Annotated in this window: 17 protein-coding genes and 2 tRNA genes; 4 read left to right on the top strand and 15 right to left on the bottom strand. The window is 37.3% G+C overall.

Annotated elements, in window-relative coordinates; translation table 11 throughout:
- Positions 1-218 precede the first annotated feature (218 nt).
- Complete coding sequence (locus tag N3I35_04745) at positions 219-455, bottom strand: helix-turn-helix transcriptional regulator (protein MCX8129392.1); 237 nt, start codon at positions 453-455, stop codon at positions 219-221.
- 172 nt (positions 456-627) lie between these two features.
- On the opposite strand from N3I35_04745, the gene N3I35_04740 reads away from it, so the two are divergent.
- Both N3I35_04740 and N3I35_04735 read left to right on the top strand, forming a co-directional pair.
- Positions 628-1,251, top strand: a complete 624-nt coding sequence (locus tag N3I35_04740) for a helix-turn-helix domain-containing protein (GenBank protein ID MCX8129391.1) — start codon at positions 628-630, stop codon at positions 1,249-1,251.
- A gap of 1 nt (position 1,252) precedes the next feature.
- The gene (locus tag N3I35_04735; protein MCX8129390.1) at positions 1,253-2,437 is read left to right on the top strand and encodes a site-specific integrase; all 1,185 of its coding nucleotides are present in this window, start codon (positions 1,253-1,255) and stop codon (positions 2,435-2,437) included.
- A gap of 85 nt (positions 2,438-2,522) precedes the next feature.
- Here N3I35_04735 and N3I35_04730 read toward each other — a convergent pair.
- The 11 genes from N3I35_04730 to ruvC all read right to left on the bottom strand — a co-directional run bounded on the left by N3I35_04730 (position 2,523) and on the right by ruvC (position 11,197).
- Positions 2,523-2,599 (bottom strand) — tRNA-Arg (locus tag N3I35_04730).
- A gap of 11 nt (positions 2,600-2,610) precedes the next feature.
- Positions 2,611-2,684 (bottom strand) — tRNA-Gly (locus N3I35_04725).
- Between the two features lie 99 nt (positions 2,685-2,783).
- On the bottom strand, positions 2,784-3,263 hold the full coding sequence (locus N3I35_04720) for a metallophosphoesterase (GenBank protein MCX8129389.1): 480 nt from the start codon (positions 3,261-3,263) through the stop codon (positions 2,784-2,786).
- A gap of 39 nt (positions 3,264-3,302) precedes the next feature.
- On the bottom strand, positions 3,303-3,917 hold the full coding sequence (locus N3I35_04715; protein MCX8129388.1) for an XTP/dITP diphosphatase: 615 nt from the start codon (positions 3,915-3,917) through the stop codon (positions 3,303-3,305).
- Between the two features lie 6 nt (positions 3,918-3,923).
- A complete protein-coding gene (gene rph / locus N3I35_04710; protein ID MCX8129387.1) occupies positions 3,924-4,661 on the bottom strand; it encodes a ribonuclease PH in 738 nt (245 codons plus the stop codon).
- Positions 4,662-4,708: 47 nt separating this feature from the next.
- Positions 4,709-5,812 carry a GerMN domain-containing protein gene (locus tag N3I35_04705; protein MCX8129386.1) on the bottom strand — a complete coding sequence of 368 codons (1,104 nt, stop codon included), beginning with the start codon at positions 5,810-5,812 and terminating at the stop codon, positions 4,709-4,711.
- Positions 5,813-6,078: 266 nt separating this feature from the next.
- Positions 6,079-8,172: an N-acetylmuramoyl-L-alanine amidase gene (locus tag N3I35_04700; GenBank protein ID MCX8129385.1), complete on the bottom strand. Its 2,094-nt coding sequence runs from the start codon at positions 8,170-8,172 to the stop codon at positions 6,079-6,081.
- Positions 8,173-8,481: 309 nt separating this feature from the next.
- Entirely contained in the window at positions 8,482-9,009 is a 528-nt protein-coding gene (locus tag N3I35_04695; GenBank protein ID MCX8129384.1) for an epoxyqueuosine reductase QueH, read from the bottom strand.
- A gap of 29 nt (positions 9,010-9,038) precedes the next feature.
- A complete protein-coding gene (ruvB, locus tag N3I35_04690) occupies positions 9,039-10,034 on the bottom strand; it encodes a Holliday junction branch migration DNA helicase RuvB (GenBank protein ID MCX8129383.1) in 996 nt (331 codons plus the stop codon).
- 39 nt (positions 10,035-10,073) lie between these two features.
- Positions 10,074-10,679, bottom strand: a complete 606-nt coding sequence (gene ruvA, locus N3I35_04685) for a Holliday junction branch migration protein RuvA (protein ID MCX8129382.1) — start codon at positions 10,677-10,679, stop codon at positions 10,074-10,076.
- A 23-nt stretch (positions 10,680-10,702) separates the two neighbouring features.
- Complete coding sequence (ruvC, locus tag N3I35_04680; protein ID MCX8129381.1) at positions 10,703-11,197, bottom strand: crossover junction endodeoxyribonuclease RuvC; 495 nt, start codon at positions 11,195-11,197, stop codon at positions 10,703-10,705.
- 207 nt (positions 11,198-11,404) lie between these two features.
- On the opposite strand from ruvC, the gene N3I35_04675 reads away from it, so the two are divergent.
- Together N3I35_04675 and argH are read left to right on the top strand one after the other, a co-directional pair.
- A complete protein-coding gene (locus N3I35_04675; protein ID MCX8129380.1) occupies positions 11,405-12,619 on the top strand; it encodes an argininosuccinate synthase in 1,215 nt (404 codons plus the stop codon).
- Positions 12,620-12,720: 101 nt separating this feature from the next.
- Entirely contained in the window at positions 12,721-14,100 is a 1,380-nt protein-coding gene (gene argH / locus N3I35_04670) for an argininosuccinate lyase (protein ID MCX8129379.1), read from the top strand.
- A gap of 39 nt (positions 14,101-14,139) precedes the next feature.
- Here the strand turns inward: argH and N3I35_04665 are convergent, their stop codons facing one another.
- The 3 genes from N3I35_04665 to N3I35_04655 all read right to left on the bottom strand — a co-directional run bounded on the left by N3I35_04665 (position 14,140) and on the right by N3I35_04655 (position 16,222).
- Positions 14,140-14,304, bottom strand: coding sequence for a hypothetical protein (locus N3I35_04665; protein MCX8129378.1), 165 nt, complete (start codon positions 14,302-14,304; stop codon positions 14,140-14,142).
- A gap of 212 nt (positions 14,305-14,516) precedes the next feature.
- Positions 14,517-14,828 (bottom strand): hypothetical protein, encoded by a 312-nt coding sequence (locus N3I35_04660; protein ID MCX8129377.1) that lies wholly within the window; start codon positions 14,826-14,828, stop codon positions 14,517-14,519.
- Positions 14,829-15,097: 269 nt separating this feature from the next.
- The gene (locus tag N3I35_04655) at positions 15,098-16,222 is read right to left on the bottom strand and encodes a polysaccharide deacetylase family protein (GenBank protein ID MCX8129376.1); all 1,125 of its coding nucleotides are present in this window, start codon (positions 16,220-16,222) and stop codon (positions 15,098-15,100) included.
- Positions 16,223-16,428 lie beyond the last annotated feature (206 nt).

Here is a 16,428-nt window from a genome sequence, read left to right as displayed (position 1 = left end):
ATGTAACAATTGTTTCTAAATTTAACCGGCACTGCTCAGGACTATTTTTTATATTTGATTTGTTCCAGTTCAATAAATTTTCGATCTCTTTCATTGCCTGCTTTTTCAAATCATTTATTGCTTCTAAATTAGGCATTGTATACACCTCCCCCATGACACCTTATATGTAAAAACATCAAGGTATAGACATTTCTATTTCATGAACTAAATTGTTTCGTTTATGAAACTTTTTTTGCACGAAAAATTTCTGAGCTGATTCCTAGATGATTACAGATTTTATCTACTTCAGACATGCTATAATCAGATTTACCGTGGTTTTTCATGCTTATTGTCTGAACTGTGTGCCCAAACAAGTCTGCAATTTCTTGCAACTTAATTCTATTCTCTTTTAAAAAAGCCATGAATTTATCGTAAGGATGGTGACACAGTTTTGTATCTCTTTTCTTTTTAGGCATATTTAGACCCCCTCTTTGTTTTTGGTTTCGTTTTTGATAACTCGCCATATTTTCAATATACACTCGTCATGTTTCGTTGTCAACAACAAATTAAATGTTTTTTTAAAATATTGTTGCATTTTTGATAATTTTAAATATAATAATAAATATAAGATATTGAGGAGGAAATAAAGTGAGTAAATTTTCAGAAAGACTGTTTAGTTTAAGGAAAGAAAATAACTTAACACAAGATGAGCTATGCGCCAACTTAAAAGCAAAATATGATATTGAAACAAATAAATCTATGATATCTAAATATGAAAAAGGAGTACATGAGCCCGGATTTGCATTTATAGATTATGCCGCTGATTATTTCGGAGTTACAACTGATTGGTTAATGGGCAGGTCTGATAGTAAATATTATTCAGATAACACTCCTTTTAAGAAAATACCAATATATGAGTGTTTAAAAGCTGGACAACCAATATCGGCAACAGAAAATATTATTGGATATGAATATGCAGATGTTAGTTGTGATTTAGGTTTAAAGGTAAAGGGTGACAGCATGAATGGTGCTAGAATTTATGACGGTGACTTAGTATATATTCATAAACAACCGGATGTTGACAATGGAGACATAGCTGTGGTTTTTGTTGATGGAGAAATGGCTACTCTTAAAAGAGTATATAAGATTGATGGTATGATTAGGCTTCATTCAGAAAATCCAATGTATTCAGACATAATTTTAAGCAGGAAAAATTACAAGGAAATAAAAGTTGTTGGTAAGGTAATAGCTTTCAAAGGAGTTGTTAAGTAATATGGCACATGTCAGAAAACTTAAAAATGGGACATTTCAAGCAGCGGTTTATGTTTGTACATCAGCTGAGCTGGATAAGCATGGCAAACCAAAAAAAATATATGAATATATTACATGTGATTCGGAAAAAGAATGCAAATCAAAAGCAAGAGAGTTAGAAACTGATATTGAAAACAGGACATACTCTTCTCTTGGTAAAATGAAATTTGATGCATGGGCCAATAAATGGATAGATATCAATTTTGTCGATTATAGTAAGCCATGCGTAAAAGGTAAAATCAAGGCTTCTACGCAGGTTAGCTATAAAATGTATATCGAAACTCATTTTAAGCCATTCTTTGGTAGACTTTATTTAAGAGAAATTCAGGAAATGCATATTAAAGAGTATATTTCAAAAAAGCTTAAGTACGGATTGTCCCCTACAACAGTAAGAAAACATTTTTATTTGCTAAATGCAATACTATATGATGCTTTAAAAGTAAAAAATCCCTGTAGGGACGTTGAGCCTCCAAAGGCAAAAAAATATACTCCTCATGTATTAACAGAAGCAGAGTTTGAGTTGTTTCATGCAGCCTTTAAAAACACATGGGATGAAATTCCATTGCTATTGGGTGCATGGTGCGGAATGAGACTTGGAGAAATATTTTGTCTCAAATGGGGCGATATTGATAAAGATAATTGTATGATAACAATTGATGAGACTAGAGCAATAAGCGAATTTGGCTATATAGATGATGATCCAAAATCTGAGAGAGGTATGCGAACCATACCGATTTCTCAAAAAATAATAGATTTATTAGAAGCCAGAAGAACGCAACAGGAAAAAATAAGCCATTACATTTTTCAGTTGAGGCCAGATAGTTATAGTGAAAGGTTCGGTAAAATTATTGATAGGCATAATAAGGCCTTGAAGCAATTAAAGGCTGGAAAAGTTAAGCGTAGTGATTTTGTATTAACAGGACATAAACGGTGCATAGAATTCAATTTGGCAAGTGCACCTCTTCCTGATATACGGTTCCATGACTTACGTCACTACCATGCTACTATTCTCTATAAAAATAACATCGCAGATCAATATGCTGCAGAACGTCTTGGACATGATATATTGGTGCTCAAAAAAATATACCAACATCTAGAGTTAAGTACTAAAAAAGAAATGGACGATAAAGTTAGGGCATTATTTTAGTACCAAAAATTTTCTGAGATTGGTATTAGATTGGTATTAGATAAAAAAATAAGCGGTTTCACATTTGTGAAAGTCGCTTATTTTATGGCCTGCCCGAGACGACTCGAACGTCCGGCCAACGGATTAGAAGTCCGTTGCTCTATCCAACTGAGCTACGGGCAGATATAAAATTGTGGAGCGGGTGATGGGAATCGAACCCACGCAATCAGCTTGGAAGGCTGATGTTCTACCATTGAACTACACCCGCAAACCCTACAGCGATGAGTATTTCAACCGCCGACTTTTAATATTATACAAGGTACACTACCATTTGTCAACACCAAATTAATCCATTTTGAAGAAATTATCATACGTAAATTACATTGGATTCTATTTTTTCCTCACTAATATTGATTATAGCATAGGATTGACTGTTATCATCCCTAGGATCACTAATACTCCCCGGGTTCACTAAAATATACTTTCCCTTTTTTACCGTATCTGCTATGTGGGTGTGTCCGAACAGAATCATATCCACTTTCATTTCTTCAGCTTTTCTATGCAGCTTATCATAGTCCCATTTTACAGAATATCTGTGTCCGTGTGTTATTAAAATTCTTTTACCCTTATATTCGAGTACTTTTTCAGCAGCAACATCGCCTATCATGAAATCACTATTACCATATATATATTCTATTGGTATCTGTGGGAATATTCCTGAAAGTTTTTGTGCATCTCTGAAATAATCGCCTAAATGAATAATCAAATCTACATCACTTTCGGTCCTTATTGCCTCCTCTGCTTTATCCGTATCTCCATGTGTATCACTAAGTACAAGTATTTTCATTGCTACAACCCCCGAAATACCATTTGCATTAATACATATTTACCATAGATCTTTATCTTCAATCCCATACTCTTTCAACTTTTCCGCCATTAGCCTCAATGCCTTACCTCTATGGCTTATTCTATGTTTCTCTTCAGGAGCCAACTGAGCAGTTGTCATATCATATTCAGGAACATAGAATAATGGATCGTATCCAAATCCGTTTTTCCCCTCTGGCTTAAACGCAATATAACCCTCGCAGGTTCCCCTTACCGTGAAACTTTCACCATCAGGAAAAACAACAGCAATTACGCAGACAAATCTTGCATTCCTCTTTTCAAATGGAACTTCCTTCAGAAGCTCTAATAATTTATTGTTCTTATCTTCATCAGTAGCACCTTCACCTGCAAATCTCGCAGAATAAATGCCAGGAGCACCATTAAGAAAATCCACCTCTAAACCTGAATCATCAGCCATAACCATATTTCCGGTAATACTATGTATTTCCTTTGCCTTTATCAACGCATTTTCCTCAAATGTACTTCCGTACTCCTCTATATCCTTATCTATCCCTATCTCTTCCATAGAGACAACTCGAAGCGGAAAATCCGCAAGTATTTCGGAAATCTCTTTCAGCTTCCCTTTGTTTCTTGATGCTACTATGAATTCTTCCATCTTTCGTTAGCCCCCGATACTATTTGTTATGCTCCCCAACACTTCTCTCTGTAATTCAAGTAAACTTCTTATACCGCTTTCAGCAAGGCTAAGGAGTTTATCAAACTGTTTACGGTTAAAGGGCGCTTGTTCACCTGTCGCCTGTAATTCGATAAAGCTTCCACTTCCTGTCATTACCACATTCATATCAACTGTTGCATTTGAATCCTCCTGGTAACATAAATCAAGCATTTCATCCTGCCCAATCAGGCCCACACTTACAGCAGCAACAAAATCCGTCAGAGGCATTTTTGTAATGATACCCTTTTCAACCAGTGTTCTGCATGCATCCGCAAGAGCTACAAATGCCCCGGTTATTGAAGCCGTTCTTGTACCTCCATCAGCTTGAACCACATCACAATCTATAATAATTTCTCTCTCTCCGAGGATATTGAAATTAACAACAGATCTTAAAGATCTCCCTATCAGTCTCTGTATCTCCTGACTTCTGCCATTTAGCTTAAGCTTGCTGATATCCCTTGTATTCCTCACCTGCGTAGCCCTGGGCAACATCGAATATTCTGCTGTTACCCATCCCTCACCACTGCCCTTTTTGAAAGGAGGTACTTTTTCTTCAACAGAAGCAGTACAGATAACTTTCGTATCACCCATTTCAATTAACACTGACCCTTCCGCATGCTTCAAGTAATTCCTGGTTATTTTGGCTTTTCTAAGTTCTGTATTTTCCCTTCCGTCAACTCTCAATTTACAAATCCTACCTTTCAAATTCAATAATTTAGTCGCTTAATATACTAGTTTGCCTTACTATTTAGATAATCATTAATTTCAGCAGGAATACTTATTCCACGTGAAATTTCCGTTCCTTCAGGCAAACTGCCTTCTTTACCTTCAATAATTATTTTCACCTTTTCAATATCATCTATTTGTTTCATTGAATACAAAATCTGATTTAAAATACCTTTTTCTCTTGCGTTTCCGCCTCCATACGATTTTATTTCCTTATCAAAATCAAGTTGGAGAACTTTTCCTTCCCTATGACTACCCAGAAGCCTTGTTTTTCTTGGTATTTCAGAATACAATTCCTTATTTTCAGGTCCCTTAGCCAATAATTCTATTATTTTAGACGGTTTTGCATCGTCACTTGTTTCAGGATACTCAACGGATACAGGAAGTGTATACGAAAGCATTGCTTCTGAATCCATTAGAAAGTATATGTCACTTTTCACCATTCCCTTTGTAAGATGTATTTTTTCCGTATTTACTAAAACATTTTCCCTGTTTAGCATTCCTGAAATGTCTGAACCAAACTTCAACTTTTCTTTTAATGCACCGTTCACAAGCATCTTGACATTCTTAACGGTTTTAAATTCTGTTAGTGTATATACTACAGAAGAAATTATATTCCGTTCTTCTGCTTTGCTTTCATAATCAAGAATCAGGGAGTTAAAATCTATAGTAGCTGTACTGTCTTTAATGCTAAGGCCTCTTACTTCAGTTCCCGCCGGTAATGTAGGGTAAAGTCCAAAATATTCCAATTCCTCCCTATTAATTGAACTATCAATTAATCCACAGACTGCCGCTTTCGCAATCCCCTCCTGTTTTGTCGCCCTTCTTGTTACAGGTACTAAAAATCCTTTTTCACTTTGATAGTATAAAACCAGTGACAACCTTTTATCACTCTGTATATTCTCAGTAGATGTATCCTTCATAATACCTTTTACTTCGCCGGATTTTTCACCATTCACTTTGCTATTATCTGTTTCATCGACAGACTTGGCCAGGTCAGTTTCTGTGTATTCATTCATTGCATTACTGGAATCCTTTTCTATAGGTATATCACAAGCTGAGAGCAATAGAATTCCCATAACTACTATATAAAACAAACTCCTCTTCATAATTTTCCTCCTTACAGTGAGTAAATATTATTACCTTCCCGCATTCCAAAGTCCGGAAAAGCTATGAGTTATAAGCAGCAGACTATAATTGCCAAACTCTTACAATTACACACTATAATTATGGACAAAATTAAGAGAATATATTATTTCCCATCTTAGTTCAATAGTTCAATGTTATCACAAGCATCCAATAAAAAAAATCAGTAGAATACATAAATTCTGCTGATTTTTTTTATATACTTTATATACTGAAATTTCTAATTTATTTATTCGTCCATACTCTCCAGTGCTTTCATAATTCCTTCGCACAGAGCTTCCGCAGATTTTTGCCTGAAATTCTCATCCATAAGCTTTTCCTTGTCATCCTTATTTGTCATAAACGCAATTTCTGCCAGGGCCGAAGGCATTAAAGTAGCTTTCAGTACAACCAGCTCAGGCCTTGCCTTTATCTTTCTATCGTAAGTATTAAGTTTTCCAATCAAAATATCCTGCAAAATTTGAGCAAACTTTTTACCAAACCCACCGGAACTGTGATACAACACTTCTGTACCTTTATGCTTCGAGTAGTATGCATTGTTATGAATTGATAAAAACAATTTTGCATTCAATTTGTTTGCTATATAGGCCCTCTCGTAAAGTCCCACATAGCTGTCATCTTCCCTTGTCATATAGGTTTTAACACCTTTGCTTTTCAGCAGACTGTTCAGTCTTATCGCTATATCCAGGTTTAGTGTTTTTTCCTTCAAATCACCCTGAACTGCACCAGGTTCAATTCCACCATGACCTGCATCTATGACAATCAGCTTATCCTCGTCAGTAAAGGGTTTCAAAACCGTAATAGCAGTATCATTTGTCAATTGTCTGGAAATAGTATTGTAAACTGTTTTGTCCTTAGCGTTGAAAGTAATGCTTGTCATTCCTGTCAGGTCATCTTTTACTATATCCACCGTATTCAACAGACTGTCATTTATTTTAAAAGTACCATAACCTATATCTGCCTGTTCACTTTTGAAAGAGATTGTATACTTGAGGCCTGTATCATCTGTGCTCTCAGTATAAAGCTTTTTGAGTTTTTCGCCGCCCTCAGTAAGTTTCACCTTGCTAAGAATAAAATGCACCCTGTCTCCACTACTGTTATATTTAAAACTTTTATACGTAGGCTTCTCAATAACCAATGCCAGCTGCCCCGGCCTTTCTTCAACCCGGAACTGAGGCTGTCCTTCTGTGTCCAGAACTATTCTCGCAGTTTTATCCTCGAATTGCGCATATCTTACACTCTTCACCAAACTGCTGCCAATACTCAAAGTCTCTTGATTAACAGGTGCATTTGTATTAGGAATGTCTATTACCAGCCTGTCCGGTCCTGTCAACCTCATAATATTGTAATTTAAATAGTTCTCAAGCGAAATTGCTACTTCACTTGCACCATTATCTAAAAAACTATGCTTGATATTCAGCAAGGATAAAGTAGATTCTTCCTTCTGCTTGTCAGTATCATCTTTTTCGGGATTGGATACAGGTATCTCAAAATCCAATTCTCCCGGCTCTATCCCTCCATTGTCAGCTTCATCCTCGGAGCCTCTGTTTTCATAAGCTCTGTCAGCCAGCTCAGAATTAGTAATCTTAATAACAGTACCCTTAACCTCATCCTTTGCTGCAGCTTCATAACGCAGCCTGTCCTTTGCGTTAAATATTATACTGGTTTCTTTTGTTTTCTTATTATTGTAGATTTGAATTGAATTGATTAAAGTATCATTAACCTTAACTGTCTTATCCTCAAGCTTTCCCAACTTGCTTAGAAATGTAACAGTGTATTTTTTACCTGACATTTCATGCTTTTCAGTAAATAATTTACCGGTATTGCCTCTTCCATCAACCAGCTTGATGCCGGCAAGAATGATATTAGCCTTATCACCGTCATTATAATATGAAACGCCTTTTACTATCGGATTCATTATGTATAAAACCAGCTTTTGCTTCTTTTCCTCAACCTGATACTGAGGTTGCCCTACTGTATCAATCACAATTCTTGCAGTAGTTTTACTAAACTGGGCATACCTCACTGCTTTTGTCAGATTGCTTTTAATACTGGTACCCTGCTGCTTTGCAACTATGGTAGTATTAGGGATATCAATGACAATTCTGTCAGGCTTGTTATAGCGCTTTACTATGTACCCTTCATAAGCATCTACCGATATCTCTATCTTGTCCTGTATGCTTTGAGAAGAGCATTTTACTTCACTTAAAGTTCCTGCTTTCTGATTTGTCCGAGAAGATAAAGTGATAGTCTGTGCAAAGGAATTAGTAGTATAAAATAATATAACAACTATAGACGTGATCATTGCTGCGATTTTCCTCATAATTAACACCTCACTATTTTTTTATCCTGTGTACATTCCCATAATACCATATCATTCGACATCTTAGCTTATTTTTCCTATATTTTTATATAACTTTAATAGTATTGTAACAAAAGTGTAATGCAATAAAAATTCCGGTAATTGAAAGCTATATTTTAGCGTATATACATAAAGAAATCCGGTTTTTTGCACGTGTAAACCGGATTTCTTGCATTTTATCAGTTTAATAATATATCCATGTCGTATTAATTAATTGGTCATAATCCCCAGCGCAGTAACTTAGAACCTATATACCCACTTTAAGGCCAATCATTTCTTCCTGTTTTGTGACTCGTTATAAGATACTATGCAGCCGCAGAACTTTTGCCTGTATAGTCCCATTTCCTTTGCCATCTGCTGGCCTTGCCTAAACCCGGGACGGAAATCTTTGTAGTAAAAATCAATTCCGTACTTTTCAGCAGCCTTTTGACCCAGATTTTTAATCACATCATGCTTTTGATAAGGACTTACCAGAAGGGAAGTAGTAAATGCGTCAAAACCCATTTCCTTAGCATATTGAGCTACTTTATCCATACGTATGCCATAACACATTTTACATCTCATATCCTCATGCCCTTTAAATGCCTCCCATTCATCCTGCATAAAGTCATCCATACATGTAACGGGTATATTCTCCAGTTTTGAGAACAACTCTACATTTTCCTTGCGCCGCTTATGCTCCTCGGCAGGATGAATATTCGGATTATAGAAAAGTCCTTCCAACTCAATATCTCCCTTCATCAAACTCGTGGGAAAAACCGAGCATGGGGCACAACACATATGCATCAACAGTTTCATAAAAACCCTCTCATATAACGGAATAAACCTTACTCATACCTTAACCCCAGGTGCTCATATGCAAGCTTTGTTGCCATTCTGCCTCTTGGAGTCTTGTTTATAAAGCCAAGCTGCAGCAAAAACGGTTCATAGACATCCTCGATAGTCTCAGTCTCCTCACCGATTGAAGCAGCCAGAGTATCAAGGCCCACAGGACCACCAGCAAATTTATCGATAATAGTCATAAGCATATTTCTATCTACACCATCCAGACCTATCCTGTCTACCTCCAACGCATCAAGAGCCATTACTGCTACACTGCCTGTAATGAATCCGTCAGCTTTTACCTGAGCAAAATCCCTGACTCTTTTTAGAAGACGGTTGACAATTCTGGGAGTACCTCTGGCACGTCTAGCTATTTCCCGCGCTCCTTCCTCATCAATGCCCATACCCAATATATTAGCCGACCTTTTAACAATCAGGGTAAGTTCATCACTTGTATACATTTCCAGCCTGTTAATCACTCCGAACCGATCTCTGAGTGGAGAAGTTAAAAGTCCTGCCCTGGTGGTAGCGCCTACCAAGGTGAACTTTGGCAGATCAAGCCTGATAGAACGGGCACTTGGCCCCTTTCCTATTATTATGTCAAGTGCATAATCCTCCATAGCGGGATAAAGTATTTCTTCAACACTCCTGTTCAACCTGTGTATCTCGTCAATAAAAAGAACATCATAATTCCCGAGGTTTGTCAGAATAGCCGCCAAATCTCCTGGTTTTTCTATAGCTGGCCCTGAAGTTATCCTCAGATTCACTCCCAATTCAGAAGCTATTATGCTTGCAAGAGTAGTCTTACCAAGCCCGGGAGGACCGTACAGGAGTACGTGGTCAAGAGCTTCGTTCCTCTTTTTTGCAGCCTCAATAAATATGGAAAGGTTTTCTTTTACCTTTGTTTGTCCGATATAGTCGCTCAGCTTCCTTGGCCTCAAGCTGGATTCATCCTGATCCTCCTGCCGGACCTCACATCCTACCAGCCTCTCTTCTTCCATCTATACTTCAACCTCCTGTATATGCGTTATCAACCGCTCTTATCTGACCAGCCCTTTTAGTGCACTTTTTATTATCTGTTCCAGATCCATATCTTCCGAATAAACAGCCGAAACCGCCTTGCTTGCTTCCAGAGGGGTATATCCCAATACCATCAGGGCGCTGACTGCTTCAGAAACCCTTGAACTCTCCTTATTCATTACAACTTGTTCTTCACTGATATTATTCACCGCAACCAGCTGTTCTTTCTTTATCTTATCCTTTAGTTCAAGTATTATCCTTTGAGCCATTTTGTTACCTATACCCTGAGCCTTTGTCAGGGTTTTGGTATCGTCGGTGATTACAGCCAGCCCGAATTTCGAAGGCGGCACGGAGGAAATAACTGAAATAGCAGCTTTAGGCCCTACACCGGATACCGATATAAGTAACTCAAACATCCCCAGCTCTTCCATGGTTGAAAAACCATATAAGCTCATGATATCTTCCCTCACATACAAGTGAGTATATATTTTCACTTCCGTATTCACCGCACCTACGGCTTCCACTGTAGATATGGCAGTATAAATCTTATATCCGATACCATTGGCTTCGACAACCAAATACTCATTGTGTTTATATGAAAGTATTCCTTTTATATAAGCAAACATACTTTTCCTCCACTCTTCAACTTCTATATTCTATTTCCTATTGCCTGCATTTTATATGAATGTCCGTGGCATACAGCGACAGCCAATGCATCCGCTACATCATCAGGCTTTGGTATGGCAGGCAGGTTAAGGATTACTTTTATCATCTGCTGCATTTGAGCCTTTTCCGCCCTCCCATAACCAACAACAGACTGCTTAACCTGAAGCGGAGTGTATTCAAATACCTCAACACCGGATTTTGCTGCCGCCAGTATTGCTACCCCTCTTCCATGCCCTACATTTAACGCAGTTTTTAGATTTTTATTTATGAAAAGCTCTTCTACTGAAATAGCATCAGGCTTATATCTTGCTATTATTTCTTCAAGCCTGTCATTCAAATGAAGGAGCCTATGAGGCAATACCATGGAAGAAGCTGTTGTTATGGCTCCATAGTCAATTACTGAAAATTTGTTTCCTTCATATTTTACTATACCATAACCTGTTATTGCAAATCCGGGATCAATACCCATAATGACCATAATTGTACCTCCGGTACATAATATTCAGACTCTTACCAAATCAAATTTATTTTGAATAATTATTTAATTTATTGCATATTTATACATTTTATTGTATAATTCAATTGGTTAAACTATAATATAATGAATAACATAAACTTCCATGGAAACGCTAATTCTTATTGCGTTTCATCATAAATAATAACATATTTGAGGAGGAAAAAGTATATGAGTAAAGAAAAAGTTATCCTCGCCTATTCAGGAGGATTGGATACATCCATTATTATTCCTTGGTTAAAGGAAAACTACGATTATGAAGTAATCGCTATGGCGGCAGATGTAGGTCAAGGCGAAGAACTTGACCCGCTCAATGAAAAAGCAATAAAAACCGGTGCCAGCAAAATATACATAGAAGATTTGAAGGAAGTTTTTATCACAGACTTCATATATCCCACCCTTAAGGCTGGTGCTGTATATGAGGGTAAATACCTTCTGGGAACATCATTTGCAAGGCCTATCATTGCAAAAAGAATGGTTGAGATAGCTATACAGGAAGGAGCTACCGCCATATGCCATGGTGCTACGGGAAAGGGAAATGACCAGGTAAGATTTGAACTTACTGTCAAAGCACTTGCACCTCACCTAAAAATAATAGCTCCTTGGAGAATATGGGATATTAAGTCCAGAGAAGATGCAATAGACTATGCGCAGGCAAGGAATATACCTATACCCGTTACAAAGAAAGACAACTATAGTATGGACAGAAACCTGTGGCATTTAAGCCATGAGGGCCAGGACCTGGAAGACCCTTGGAACGAGCCTCAGTATGAGAAAATTCTGAAGCTCATGGTATCGCCGGAAAAAGCACCAGATAAACCAACCTATGTGGAAATATACTTTGAAAAAGGTATTCCTAAAAAGGTAAATGGTGTTGAATACAGTCCTATAGAAATGATGGAAGTACTCAATAAAGTCGGCGGGGAAAATGGCGTCGGTATAGTAGATATGGTAGAAAACAGGCTTGTAGGTATGAAATCCAGGGGTGTATACGAAACCCCAGGAGGAACTATTCTCTATGCCGCACATAGAGAACTTGAATTGTTATGCATTGATAGGGATACATTACACTATAAGGATATTGTTGCCCAGAGATTCGCCGAGCTAGTTTACTTCGGTCAATGGTATACACCTCTCCGCGAAGCAATTTCCGCTTTTGTTGACAGTACACAGGAAACTGTAACAGGCACAGTCAGAATGAAGCTTTACAAAGGAAACTGCATGCCTGCAGGAGCTAAATCTGATTACTCTCTGTACAGTGAAGAATTATCCACTTTCGGCAGAGATGCAGTATACAACCAGAAAGACGCTGAGGGCTTTATCAACCTCTTCGGTCTGCCTATGAAGGTAAGATCTCTGATGATGGAAAAAAACAAAGGAAAGTAAAAATCAGTCACCAAGCGACAAGCTCTAGGCAATAGTAGAAAACGCATAGTGATATAAAAGGTAAGGGAAAAGGAAAGATTGAAGAAGAGGTGATATTAATTATGAAACTTTGGGGCGGTAGGTTCGAGAAAGCTACCGATAGGCTTGTTGACGATTTCAATTCTTCAATCAGGTTTGATAGTAGAATGTATAAGCAGGATATACTTGGAAGTGTCGCTCACTCCAAAATGCTTGGAAAATGCGGAATCATTCCTCAGGAAGATGCCGGTCTTATACAGAAAACACTATTGGAGATACTTCATGATATAGAAAACGGCCTTGTAGAATTTGAGGTAGATGCAGAAGATATCCATATGAATATAGAAAAGATACTTATATCACGAATCGGTGACACAGGAAAAAGGCTTCATACCGGAAGAAGCAGAAATGATCAGGTAGCTCTTGATATAAGAATGTATTTAAAAGATGAAATAACAGCAGTAAACAACATGCTCAAAGAGCTGGAAAATGCAATCATCAGCATTGCAGAAAGCAATTTGAACACAATCCTTCCCGGCTATACACACCTTCAGAGGGCCCAACCCATTACTCTTGCTCATCATATGATGGCATATTTTCAGATGTTCAAAAGAGATATGGAAAGGCTTCATGACTGCTATAAACGTACAAATATAATGCCCCTGGGTTCAGGCGCACTTGCCGGTACTACCTACCCTCTCGACAGACAAATGGTAGCAGATGAACTGGGGTTTGCCTCTATTACGGAAAACAGTCTGGATGGGGTTAGTGACAGAGATTTCGCCATAGAGCTTTCATCCTGCTTTTCTATTTTAATGATGCACTTAAGCCGTTTCAGTGAAGAACTAATACTTTGGTCGTCACACGAATTCGGGTTCATCGAGATGGATGATGCTTACAGCACAGGAAGCAGTATCATGCCTCAGAAAAAGAATCCTGACGTTGCAGAGCTGGTCAGGGGTAAGACCGGAAGGGTTTACGGCAGTCTGATGACTCTTCTGACCGTGATGAAATCCCTTCCCCTGGCATATAACAAGGATATGCAGGAAGATAAGGAGGCAATATTTGATGCAGTAGATACAGTAAAAATGTGCCTGCCTGTGTTTACAAAAATGATTTCCACTATGAGGGTACGCAAAGAGAATATGTATAATGCTGCTCAGGGTGGATTTACCAATGCAACGGATATAGCTGACTATCTGGTAAAAAAGGGTATTCCGTTCCGCAGTGCTCATGAGATAATAGGTAAAATGGTACTCTACTGTATAGAAAACAATAAGTCCATAGATCATTTGACGATGAGTGAATTCAAAAGTTTTTCAGAAAATATTGAAGAAGACGTTTATGAAGAGATCAGCCTTGAAAAGTGCATTTCCGGAAGAAATCTGCCAGGCGGGCCTGCGGTAGAAAGCATAAAGCAATCCATCGTTCAGGGAAAAGAATTCCTGTCATTATCCAAATAACCAAATAAAACAAAAAGGCGATAAGATCGCCTTTTTGTTTTATTCACCCATAAATACTTCAATATTAATTTTTCCAGAATTCATCTCTATCTGGATTCCCGCTATATTGATACCTTTGATTTTAAGAGTAGATACAAGCTCTCTTTTGATTTTTTCTGCAAGAGTTACATCTATATTTTCATCTATCTGATATTCGAGCATCATCCGACTCCCCCTATTCATATAAGCAATTTAATAATATAATATTTCCATTTATATGTATAATATTTCCATCTAAATCAACATATACGTACATCCTTTTTTCATTAATATAAAGACATTGCTGCCGGATACTGTAAGATTACCTTTTTATAAAATCACAAGTAAAATGTACAACTAAAATAGAGGGAAAGGTTACTCGAACCCTTCCCTCTATTTTAATTGATCTTCACTTTTTTATCTAATGCCTTTCCTAAGCTATACCAGGAATCCCTAAGCTTGAATCTTATCTCCTCATCCAGTGTTCTTTCGATTACATCGTTAAGGTTTTTCCTCATTTGGATATAGTCCTTGAGGTTAAACTCAGGATTTTCAAGCACTTTTTCCATTTCACCCACCCATTCTTCCAGATGATCCGACCCAACAAACTCGTTTGGCACCTTTTTCTTCAAATGAGAAATCACAAGTTTTACTGCTTTTCTTTTTACATCACTATCTGTCTGAAGCTTCTTAATACTTTCCTTAGCCATTCCAAACACTCCTTAAATAAAATGATTGATGTTTGAAAATAATATATAAATTATAAATACTTAATAATTACAGAAAAACCTTATTTTTATGATATAAAAAAAAGGTTTTTCATTTGAAACATCATGCACTCATACAATATATGGATATAAGTCTTTATATTTCTATATAGTACATATTATAACACATATTTTTCAAAATATCCATCGTCCTTCATAAGCCATATAAAAAAATTAGCCCCTTCCCTTTGAGAAGAGGCTAATTTTCTATACTAGTATACAATGAGTTTTTTTCCGTTTAAAAGATTCTTATCTACTCCTGCCTCTTTCGCTTTTGGAACTGTTATAGTATCTGCATTTCCATCACTAACATACTGTTCACTTACAGACATTTTCTCCATCCACCAGGCAAGGTCCGCGTCAACCTTTTCAATCCCTGTTGCCCTTACCCTGGGAGTTGCCAGCGGCTTAAATTTCACACTGACAGGTGAGGGTGCAGGATTTGCGCCCACAAGCATTATAGCTGCATTTTCATACTTAACCCCTTCAAACTCACCTCTTGTCACATAACCTCTTATTTCTTCCTTAGCCCAATGTCCGAGGGGAAGTGCGAGAGTCGTAAGCTTATACCCTGGTACAAGCTCCTCTACTGCCTTTTGATTGCCACCAACCTGCTCAATAATCTTATCGGCTGTCTTAGCTGTCTTCAAGTCAATATGAGTATATGTGTGATTTCCTATCTCAAAGCCTTTATCCTTTAAATATTTTAATCTTTCGGCAAGTGTTCCTTTTCCAGTAAAAGTATTGTCCCCAAGGTTAACATAGAAAGTACCCTTAAGGCCGAAATCAGGGTGCTGCTTATTAAACTCTTCCATAATACCGACTGCAGATTGTTTGCTTGCAACAAGCTGTCCATTTTCCTCAACCAGATTGAATTGGCCTGCTGTCCCATCATCAAAAGTAAACACCATAGGTATATTACCTGCAGGTATATCTATATTATTATTTATATAATCATTCATATTAACAAGTCTATAACCCTTGTCATACAACGTCTGAAGCAAACTTCTGAATTCACCGAAGGTTGTTGTGTATTGCTTGTCTCCGGACTTATAAGTTTCGATAAAATTATGAAACATCACAACCATTATTTTTCCTGCTTCATTTGGTTTTACTTTCGCAAGGTCTATATCCCCTTGATTATCCCCTGTATTTTTATCAGGTACAGTTGTTTTGCCGGTACCCTCGTTTTTTACCGGTTGTGTTGATTGGACAGTATTCTGGTTTTGGTTATTTGGCTGTTTGTCTTTATCAGTATCAGGGCTGCTTGTACACCCTGTGAGAGTTACAGCTATGGAAATCAGTAAAGCCGAAATTGCTCTTAAACCTTTTTTCATTTGTATGCACCCACCTTTAACATATGTAGAAATATAATATTAAGATTATAAAAAACCCATAGATTTATTATACAAAAAATATGGTATGAAGTATTTACAAAACAATAAAAATTTGAAACCCTACACATAAATGATGCAGGGAATCCGAAGGAAAAGCCTCTATATTTTTCAGACACGGGTTATTTACTCACCCGCTATAAAACAAC

The sequence above is a fragment of the Clostridia bacterium genome (genome assembly GCA_026414765.1).
Classification (GTDB): Bacteria; Bacillota; Clostridia; order Acetivibrionales; family DSM-27016; genus SKW86.
Note: the sequence above shows the minus strand (reverse complement) of the source record. Positions and strands in the feature narration are given on the sequence as shown.

What these genes read in the sequence shown, in the direction of transcription:
- N3I35_04695 (MCX8129384.1), bottom strand. Translation starts at nt 9,009, where the DNA reads ATGAAACTGTTGATGCATATGTGTTGTGCCCCATGCTCGGTTTTTCCC.
- ruvB (MCX8129383.1), bottom strand. Translation starts at nt 10,034, where the DNA reads ATGGAAGAAGAGAGGCTGGTAGGATGTGAGGTCCGGCAGGAGGATCAG.
- N3I35_04700 (MCX8129385.1), bottom strand. Translation starts at nt 8,172, where the DNA reads ATGAGGAAAATCGCAGCAATGATCACGTCTATAGTTGTTATATTATTT.
- N3I35_04735 (MCX8129390.1), top strand. Translation starts at nt 1,253, where the DNA reads ATGGCACATGTCAGAAAACTTAAAAATGGGACATTTCAAGCAGCGGTT.
- N3I35_04675 (MCX8129380.1), top strand. Translation starts at nt 11,405, where the DNA reads ATGAGTAAAGAAAAAGTTATCCTCGCCTATTCAGGAGGATTGGATACA.
- ruvC (MCX8129381.1), bottom strand. Translation starts at nt 11,197, where the DNA reads ATGGTCATTATGGGTATTGATCCCGGATTTGCAATAACAGGTTATGGT.
- argH (MCX8129379.1), top strand. Translation starts at nt 12,721, where the DNA reads ATGAAACTTTGGGGCGGTAGGTTCGAGAAAGCTACCGATAGGCTTGTT.
- N3I35_04715 (MCX8129388.1), bottom strand. Translation starts at nt 3,917, where the DNA reads ATGGAAGAATTCATAGTAGCATCAAGAAACAAAGGGAAGCTGAAAGAG.
- N3I35_04705 (MCX8129386.1), bottom strand. Translation starts at nt 5,812, where the DNA reads ATGAAGAGGAGTTTGTTTTATATAGTAGTTATGGGAATTCTATTGCTC.
- ruvA (MCX8129382.1), bottom strand. Translation starts at nt 10,679, where the DNA reads ATGTTTGCTTATATAAAAGGAATACTTTCATATAAACACAATGAGTAT.
- N3I35_04745 (MCX8129392.1), bottom strand. Translation starts at nt 455, where the DNA reads ATGCCTAAAAAGAAAAGAGATACAAAACTGTGTCACCATCCTTACGAT.
- N3I35_04720 (MCX8129389.1), bottom strand. Translation starts at nt 3,263, where the DNA reads ATGAAAATACTTGTACTTAGTGATACACATGGAGATACGGATAAAGCA.
- N3I35_04660 (MCX8129377.1), bottom strand. Translation starts at nt 14,828, where the DNA reads ATGGCTAAGGAAAGTATTAAGAAGCTTCAGACAGATAGTGATGTAAAA.
- N3I35_04665 (MCX8129378.1), bottom strand. Translation starts at nt 14,304, where the DNA reads ATGATGCTCGAATATCAGATAGATGAAAATATAGATGTAACTCTTGCA.
- N3I35_04655 (MCX8129376.1), bottom strand. Translation starts at nt 16,222, where the DNA reads ATGAAAAAAGGTTTAAGAGCAATTTCGGCTTTACTGATTTCCATAGCT.